Origin of the sequence: Devosia sp. (assembly GCF_034675085.1) — a bacterium.
Classification (GTDB): Bacteria; Pseudomonadota; Alphaproteobacteria; order Rhizobiales; family Devosiaceae; genus Devosia.
Genome location: NZ_JAUCDN010000147.1, coordinates 1 through 8,153 on the forward strand (window position 1 = coordinate 1; position 8,153 = coordinate 8,153).

Consider the following 8,153-nt stretch of genomic DNA (forward strand, 5'->3'; position numbering starts at 1 on the left):
GCCAGCTGGTAAAGGGCGTAGCCGCCTCCACGCCGCCCCCCGGGGCGCCGGGCCCGCTGACCGTCGATCTGAAAGCCGCGATGCAGGCTATCGCCACCGCCCTGGAAGCGGCCGAGGAGCGCCTGACCGCGCTTGATGCCCAGGCCGGTGACGGCGATCTGGGCGCCAGCATGGCGCGCGGCGCAGCCGCCATCCGCGCCCTGAGCGCGGATAGCTACGCCACCCCGGCCCGCCTTCTCACCGATCTGGGTAATGCCCTGCGCCGCGCCATCGCCGGCAGCTCGGGGCCGTTCTATGCAACGGCCCTGTTGCGCGCCGCCACCAGGCTGGATGACAAGGCCCAGCCTTTGCCGGGCGACTGGGTAAACGCGCTGGAGGCGGCCATCGCCGCCATCACCGAATTGGGCGGCGCCAAGGCGGGAGACCGCACCATGATCGATGCCTTGCTGCCCGCGCTCACCGCCGGCCAGCAGGGCGGCGGGCTCGACGCCATCGCGCAAGCCGCCGACGAGGGTGCGCAAGCCACCAGCGCCATGTTCCCGGCGCTGGGCCGCGCCAGCTATCTGGGCCAGCGCGCCCTCGGCGTGCCCGATGGCGGCGCTGTCGCCGTGTCCATCTGGCTGCGGGCCCTGGCCGATAGCGGCCGCTTCTGACCAGAATGGCTCCCCGCCTGCCCTATGGGCGGGGAGCGCAGCGGCGCTCGATGAAGTCGATGACCAGCCCCGCAAAGGCCGCCGGCCGCTGATAGGGGATGAAATGGGCCGCCCCCGGCAACATCACCCGCTCCGAGCCGGCAATGGCGGCATGGAGCGGCGCCGCATGCTCGCCCGGCGGCAGCAGGATGTCGTTGTCGCCGCTCACGATCAGCGTGGGCCGCGCGATCGTCCCCGCCAGCGCCCGGATATCCAGCTCCAGTATGCCCTCGACCACATTGGCGTAGGAGATGGGGTCCTGAGCGGCAAACCGGCCGGTATATTCGGCGCGCCGCGCCAGAGTGTCATCGCCCTTGAACGCCCCATCCACCGCGCCGGGCATGCAGGCATCCATGCCCCCCTCCCGTACGGCGTGGGCCCGCTGGGCCAATGCGTCGCGGGCCGAACCGCCCGTGGCAATGCTGGGATTGCTCATCACCAGCCCCAGGCACCGTTCGGCATTGCGCGCCGCATAGGCCGCCGCCACCGTGCCCCCGATGGCGCAGCCAACCGGAATATGCGGCCCCAGCGCCAGCGTTTCGGCCAGCCGTGTCAGATCCTCGACGTGATCCATGACGGTTACGGGTCGGGCAGCGGAAACCGAGCCGCCGCTGCCCCGCAAATCCACCGCGATGCAGCGGAAACGGCCAGCCCAGATCGCCCGGCACGCGCGCCAGAAGCTCAGATCCGCGCCCATGGCGTGGATCAGCAGCAGCGTGGGTCCGCCGCTTTCTCCGTCGGCCTCATAATGCAGCATTTCAGACATCGGGCTAGGCGCCGGCCCGCGCCAGTTGCGCTTTGGCCAGGCCGTTGACATCCTCGGGCAGGTCGAGCGTGCCGGTGCGCTTGAAATAAGCCTCGATGGCCACCAGCGACGCCTTGTGGTTGGCCCCCAGAATGGCGCTGGCCAGGGCGGGGTTGCGGTTCTCATAGGCGCGCAGCAATTGGGTGTGGTCTTCCAGGGACCGCTCCAGCCGGTCGGGCTGGGCCAGCGCCAGGCGTCGCACCATCAGCGTGCGCAGCAATAGGGAATCATGCATGCGCTTGGCGGTATTGTTGCCCGACATGCGCGTATTGTTGTCGTGGAAGGCGACGCTCTGCCAGGAATAGGCCACCACGTCATGGCGCTCGCAGGCGTCCCGCATGCGCTCCAGAATGGCGGCGAGAACCTCGATATCCTCATTGACGATGCGCAGCGTCGCTTCCGCGGCCATCAGGTCGTAGAGCACGGCGCGCGTGCGGTAGATTTCGCTGATTTCATCGAAGGTGAACGAACGCCCGCGCGGCCGGTGGCGCGGCGCGATATCGACCAACCCTTCATTCTCCAACAGGATCAATGCTTCCCGCACCGGAGTGCGGCTGGTGTCGTAGCGCCGGGCCAGTTCCACGGTATTGAGATCGTGGTCGGGCGGGATCAGCCCTTCCACGATTTCGGCGCCCACTTCGCAGGCGATCTGAGCGACGAGCGAGGGCCGGTCATGCTGGCTGGCGATGATGCCACGGATGACGGTCTGGGCCTGCGCCAGGGATTGCTCAGGGGTCATCATGTCGCTGGTCCGGGGGTGTGAAGTGTCGCTCGTCATGTGCCCTCGACGGGAAGCGCCAGTGCATAGACCCTGGCTGCCGTGGCATAGAAAAGGGCATGCTTATCCTGTTCGGAAGCGCCCGAAACGATCTTTTTGAAGGCATTCCACAGCACGGCATAAGAGGTCGTGCCCCGATCGACCGGAAAATTGCTTTCGAACATGCAGCGTTCGGCCCCGAATGTATCGATGCAGAACCTCATATACGGCCCCCATGCCTCTGACAATTCATCGGAAGTGGGCGGGCGCTCGCGCAGGTGGAAGTCGAATCCGGCCATGGTCATGCCGAAGCCGCCCAGCTTGACATGGATATTGTCGAACTGCGCCAGCCGCGCCATGGCGTGGCTCCAATCCTCGAACACCGCTTCGCGCCGGCCCGCATAGGGGCCGATCCCCAGCGGCCCGCCCTGGTGGTTGATGACGATGCGGAGCTGGGGAAGCGCCCGCGCCAGCTCCACCAGGTCGAGCAATTGGGTATGATACATCCAGGCGTCGAACACCAGGTTTCGCCGCGCCAGCTGCTCCAGCCCCTCGGCAAAGGCCGGCTGTTGCAGCAGCCCCGGCGGGCAATCCACCGCCGAGCCGCGCGCGCTGGGGTTGGCATGCCAGGCCGAGGTATTGCGTACGCCCCGAAAGCGCCCATTGGCCGCCGCGACATGCCGGTCGAGCACCGGCCCGGCTTCGGCGCCCAGGGTGAGGTCGACAAAGCCGATAATGCCCGCGCAAAGCTGCGCCTTTTCCGGGCCGATGGCGGCGTCGGCGGCCAGCCTTGTTTCGCCCAGCGAGCGCAATTCCGGCGCGCCATTGCTGAGATAATTGGCCCTGCCCTCGGCGAAGATGGTGGCAACGACATTGTGCCCGCTGCCCACATCCTCCAGCAGGTCGGCGCGCAGATAGCGCGCGCCCGGCTTGTCCCACAAATGATGATGGGCATCGATGATGGGGCGCTCGGGATCGATGATGGCCTCGCGTGTCAGCGACAGCCATTCGGGACGAAAGGGCTGATGCGGCACCAATTTGGCAGCCTCGACGCGACTCATGAGATCACCTTCAACGCGATATTCATTCCAAGTGTCGACTTTAATGGAGCAACAGGCCCCACTTCAAGCGTCATTCTCTTCCTTTGCATGGGAGCATAAATCACCATTAAGCTAACACCTTAGCGGAGTATTGGAATTTCCCCCTGCATCCGCTCCAGCGGCATGCTAGAAACCATTCTGTCGACATTTAAGGCGAGAGAAGAATGCAGATCGGAATTTCAGAGGCCGATTCCCTGGTGGCGCGGGCGCTGCGGAACACCGGCTTTTCTGCCGCCGAGGCGCGGATCATCACCGACCAGATCATCGGCTGCGAATTGCGTGGCGTCGGTTTTGCCGGGCTGTCGCGGGCACTTTCCATCATCGAGCGCACCAAGGCCGGGCCGGCGCCGCGCCCGATGCGCATCGAGCGCGATACGCCCGTATCGGCGGTGATCGATGGCGGGGACAGTTGCGGCTATCTGGTGGCCCATGAGGCCGTGCGGCTGGGCATCGAAAAGGCGAAAGCCAATGGCATCGGCGCGGTCGGCGCCTTCAACACCTGGTATTCGGGCATGTATGCCCATTACATGGAAATCGCCACCGCCGCCGGCATGGTCGCCATGGCTTTCGGCAGTTCGGCCCCGCGCGTTGCCCCGCATGGCGCCAGCGAGGGCCGGTTCGGCACCAATCCCATCGCCTTCGCCTTTCCCTCCAACGACCAGCCCATCATCTTCGACACCGGCACCTCCCAGATCATGGTGGCCGAGGCGGTGCTCGCCGACCGGCTGGGCCAGGAGCTTCGCCCCGGCGTCGCCTATGACGCCCAGGGCAATGAAACCATCGATCCCCTCGCCGCGCTGAGTGGGGCGATCAAGGTGTGGGGCGGCCATCGCGGCTCCGGGCTGGCGCTGGTGGTGCAGATGTTCGGCATCATGGCCGGCGGCGGCCTTATGCCCGAGGATTACCGCGATTGCGGCTTCTTTTTCATCGCCATCAGGCCCGATCTGTTCAGTGACGAAGCCACCTTCCGAGCCCGCATTTCCGACTATGCCGACAAGGTGCGCGCCGCCCGTCCCGCCGAGGCGGATGGCAATGTGCGCATGCCCTTCGACCGTTCGGCCGAAACAAGGCGGCAGATCATGGCGAGAGGAACGCTGGAGGTGCCCGAGGCGCTTCTGGCCCAGCTCGAAGCGATCGCCCGGGGCTGACGCCCCGGGCCTTGCCCATTCACGGAATGAGCACGCTGGCGCCATGGGTCTGGCGCTGTTCGATGGCGCGATGCGCCTCGGCGGCGTCGGCCAGCGGGAAGGTGCGGTTGACCGGCACCTTGACCACGCCGCGCAGCACCACATCGAACAGATCGGCGGCGCGGGACAGCAATTCGGGGCGGCTGCGGAAGAACCAGGCAAAGGCGGCGCTGGTGATGGTGAGCGAGCCCATCTTGTTGAGCAGAAACAGATCGAACAGCGGCACCGGCCCCGAAGCGGTGCCGAAGCTGACCAGCGTGCCGCGCGGACGCAGGCTCTTGAGGGACGTCTCGAACGTATCCTTGCCCACCGAGTCGAACACCACCGGAACGCCCTCGCCCCCGGTCAATTGCCGCACGCGCGCGGCGACATCTTCCTGCGAGCCGATCAGCACGTGATGGCAGCCATTCTGCCGCGCCTGCTCGGCCTTGGCCTCGGAGCTGACGACGCCGATGACGCGCGCGCCCAGATGGGCCGCCCACTGACTCATGATCTGGCCGACGCCGCCCGCTGCCGCATGCAGCAATATGGTCTGGCCCGGCCCGACCGGATAGACGCTTTTGAGCAGATATTGCGCGGTCAGGCCCTTCACGATCATCGCGGCGGCGGTAATGTCGTCGATCTCGTCGGGCAGGATGACCAGCCGGCTGGCATCGAACAGCCGCGCCTCGGCATAGGAGCCGGGCGGGAAATTGGGGCCGCCGGCGGCGTAGGCCACCCGGTCGCCCACTTTCACATCCGTCACGTCCGGGCCGATCTTGGTGACGACGCCGGCCGCCTCCCCGCCCAGCACATGGGGCAGCGAGGGCAGCGGATAGCGCCCTTCCCGATTATGCAGATCGGCGAAATTGAGCCCGATGGCGGTGTGGCGCACATAGGCCTCGCCCGGCCCTGGCTCGCCGATTTCGATATCCTCGTAACGCAGCTTGTCGGGGCCGCCATATTCGTGAACGCGAACAGCTTTTACCATTGAAACACACTAATCCTGTTGAGCCAGCACGAAGCGCGGCAGCACCACGCCATCGTCCATCCTGTCGAGCTGCAATTGCACGCGGCGGCCGATCAGGTGCTTGCCGCCCTCCTCGCCCACCAGATTGCTGATGATGGTGGGGCCCTCGTCGAGCCGCACGGCAATGACGTTGTAGGGCGCGGGATAGGCCGGCAGATATTGCTTGTGAAAGCGCACCCAGCTCAGCAATTCGCCGCCGCCCGAAACAGGCTTCCATTCGGAATTGGGCGACAGGCATTCCCGGCATATCGGGCCGGGCGGATAGCGCCATGCGCCGCAATCGCTGCAACATTGCAGCTTCATGGCGTTTTCGTCGCGCATCTTTTCCCAGAAGGGAATGTCATAAAGGCCTAGCACGCGGGGCGGTGTGGTGGTGGTTTGCATGCTCAGCCCTCCGAACCGTAGATGATGGACACGGCCTTGCCCGCCACGTCCGAGGTATAATGGACCAGGCGGCAGTTTTCGATCTGGCGGTCGCCGCATTCGCCGCGCGCCTGGCGCACGCATTCGATCTGGTGGTTCCAGCCCTGCATGTAGGATTCGGACAAATGCCCGCCGCTGGTATTGGTGGGCAGCGCGCCGGCAAGCCCGATCCCCTGCTCGCGCATGAATTTGCCCGCCTCGCCCACCTTGCAATAGCCATAGCCTTCCAGCGCCAGCGGAACATGCACCGAGAAGCTGTCATAGACCTGGAGGACGTCGATATCCTTGGGGTCCAGATTGGTGTCGCCGAAAATCTGCTCGGCCACTGCCTGCTGGGCCGGACGGTAGAAATCGGTGAGGCGGGGTTCGAGCGAGGTCGCCCCGGTGTTGAGGTCGAACCGCCCCACCGCCTCGATGGAAACGGGGCGCGGCGACAGCTTCCGCGCCAGCCCCTGTTCGGCGATGATCAGCGCCACCCCGCCATCGTTGATGAGGCAATAGTCGAACAGGCGCAGCGGCTCGGTGATATAGGGCGCCGCCATGTAATCCTCGAGCGAGATTTCCTTGCGCATGATGGCATTGGGATTGCGCGCCGAGCCCTGGCGCTGCGCCACCGCCACATGGCCCAGATCGCGCTCGGAAATGCCGTACAGTTCGGAATAGCGCTGGAACATCAGGGCATAAAGCGCGCCCTGTGAGGTCATGCCCCAGGGGGAGTGATAGACATAGGAGAGAAACTGGTCGCCCCCCATGGCCTGGGGGCCGCCATATTGCGTGCCCACGGAGCGCTGGTCGTTGCCATAGACCAGCGCCACCACATCGGCCATGCCGGTTTCGATGGCCATGCAGGCTTGCGCCACCGAAAGCACCGCATCGGCCTGGTCGCCCCAGCGCACATTCATGTGCAGCACTTCGCCCATGCGCTCATAGGCCGTGGTCGGCCCCACGATCAGGCCGTCGATCTGGTCGCGGGTGATGTTGGCGTCCTTGAGGGCATTGCGAAAAGCCGATGCGGCATAGCCGTAGCAATCGTCCGGCCGCTCGCCATTGCGCACGCGCGTCCAGTCGCCGACCCAGTCGCTGTGGCCCACCCCGATAACCGAGGCGACCCGTCTCAATGCCTTCATTTGAATACTCCCAAATTGCCCAGCCGCTCGATTTCGGCCTGGTCCCGACCCAGCAGATCGCGCAGGATCGTGTGTGTGTGCTCGCCCAGCAGCGGCGGCCGGCCAAGCTCCACCCGCTCTCCATCCACCTGGTAAGGCGGCGAGGCATAAAGGCTGTTGCCGAGTTCGGGGTGCTCCACGCGCTGCCAATATTGGCGCGCCGCCAGTTGCGGATCGCTCTCGACCAGATAGCGGGAATTGGCCACCCTCGCCGCCGGAATCCCGGCCTCCACCAGCGCCTTGGCAGCCTCATCGGCCGAGCGTTGCTGGGTCCAGTCCGTCACCAGCCGGTCCAATTCGTCCTGATGGGCCAGCCGGCCGGCGACGGTGGAAAATCGCGGATCCGTTGCGCCGGTGATCCGGGCGAAGGCCGCCCATTGGCTCTCGTCCAGCACCGTGATGGCGCACCATTCATCGTCCCCCGCGCAAGCATAAAGCCCATGCGGCGCCGCCTCCATGGAGCGATTGCCGATCTGGGGCGGCTCCTTACCGGTCATGGCATGGCTCACCGGAGCCGAGCCGAGGAAATTGATGGTGGATTCCACCTGCGACAGGTCGATCTTCATGCCCTCGCCGGTCAGGCGCTTATGGCGGAGCGCGGCGAGCACCGCAAAGGCGGCGTGATAGGGGTTTGCCGCGTGATCGGGATAATGAGTGCCGGGGCCCACCGGGTCGTTTTCCTTATAGGCCGTCCCCCAGATGAAGCCGGTGGCGGCGCTGATGGTCATGCCCACCCCCAGCATTTTCGCCTTGGGGCCGGTATCGCCATACATCGGCATGGACAGATAGATGATGTCGGGCTTGATTTCCCGCACCGTCTCATAATCCAGCCCCAGCCGCTCCATGGCGCCGGGCCCGAAATTATTGCTCACCACGTCCGATTGGCGGATGAGGTCGAACACCAGCGCGCGGCCCTCTTGCGTCTTGACGTCGAGCGTCACGCTTTTCTTGCTGGTATTGCGCGAGGCGAAATAGCCGCTGCAGTTGATGCCGAACTTTCCATCCTTGAACGGA

Annotated in this window: 9 protein-coding genes; 2 read left to right on the plus strand and 7 right to left on the minus strand. The window is 65.5% G+C overall.

Features of this window, described 5'->3' with window-relative positions:
• Positions 1 to 653: DAK2 domain-containing protein (locus VDP82_RS10550; protein WP_323014806.1), on the plus strand; the 653-nt coding region annotated here is incomplete at its 5' end.
• A gap of 22 nt (positions 654 to 675) precedes the next feature.
• Here the strand turns inward: VDP82_RS10550 and VDP82_RS10555 are convergent.
• From VDP82_RS10555 to VDP82_RS10565, 3 genes are read right to left on the minus strand one after another with little or no spacing between them, the layout of a single operon-like run.
• Positions 676 to 1,458, minus strand: coding sequence for an alpha/beta hydrolase (locus VDP82_RS10555; protein WP_323014807.1), 783 nt, complete (start codon positions 1,456 to 1,458; stop codon positions 676 to 678).
• Between the two features lie 4 nt (positions 1,459 to 1,462).
• Entirely contained in the window at positions 1,463 to 2,239 is a 777-nt protein-coding gene (locus VDP82_RS10560; protein ID WP_323014808.1) for a GntR family transcriptional regulator, read from the minus strand.
• A gap of 32 nt (positions 2,240 to 2,271) precedes the next feature.
• Positions 2,272 to 3,315 carry an amidohydrolase family protein gene (locus tag VDP82_RS10565; protein WP_323014809.1) on the minus strand — a complete coding sequence of 348 codons (1,044 nt, stop codon included), beginning with the start codon at positions 3,313 to 3,315 and terminating at the stop codon, positions 2,272 to 2,274.
• A 203-nt stretch (positions 3,316 to 3,518) separates the two neighbouring features.
• Here VDP82_RS10565 and VDP82_RS10570 point away from each other — a divergent pair, with 203 nt between their 5' ends.
• Positions 3,519 to 4,502, plus strand: coding sequence for an Ldh family oxidoreductase (locus VDP82_RS10570; protein ID WP_323014810.1), 984 nt, complete (start codon positions 3,519 to 3,521; stop codon positions 4,500 to 4,502).
• Positions 4,503 to 4,521: 19 nt separating this feature from the next.
• On the opposite strand, the gene VDP82_RS10575 is transcribed toward VDP82_RS10570, so the two are convergent.
• The 4 genes from VDP82_RS10575 to VDP82_RS10590 form a co-directional block, all read right to left on the minus strand.
• Positions 4,522 to 5,511: a quinone oxidoreductase gene (locus VDP82_RS10575; RefSeq protein ID WP_323014811.1), complete on the minus strand. Its 990-nt coding sequence runs from the start codon at positions 5,509 to 5,511 to the stop codon at positions 4,522 to 4,524.
• Positions 5,512 to 5,520: 9 nt separating this feature from the next.
• Positions 5,521 to 5,934 carry a Zn-ribbon domain-containing OB-fold protein gene (locus VDP82_RS10580; RefSeq protein ID WP_323014812.1) on the minus strand — a complete coding sequence of 138 codons (414 nt, stop codon included), beginning with the start codon at positions 5,932 to 5,934 and terminating at the stop codon, positions 5,521 to 5,523.
• A gap of 2 nt (positions 5,935 to 5,936) precedes the next feature.
• Positions 5,937 to 7,100 carry a thiolase family protein gene (locus VDP82_RS10585; protein WP_323014813.1) on the minus strand — a complete coding sequence of 388 codons (1,164 nt, stop codon included), beginning with the start codon at positions 7,098 to 7,100 and terminating at the stop codon, positions 5,937 to 5,939.
• Positions 7,097 to 8,153 (minus strand): CoA transferase (locus tag VDP82_RS10590; protein WP_323014814.1); only part of this gene is annotated, 1,057 nt, incomplete at its 5' end. The genes VDP82_RS10590 and VDP82_RS10585, both read right to left, overlap by 4 nt.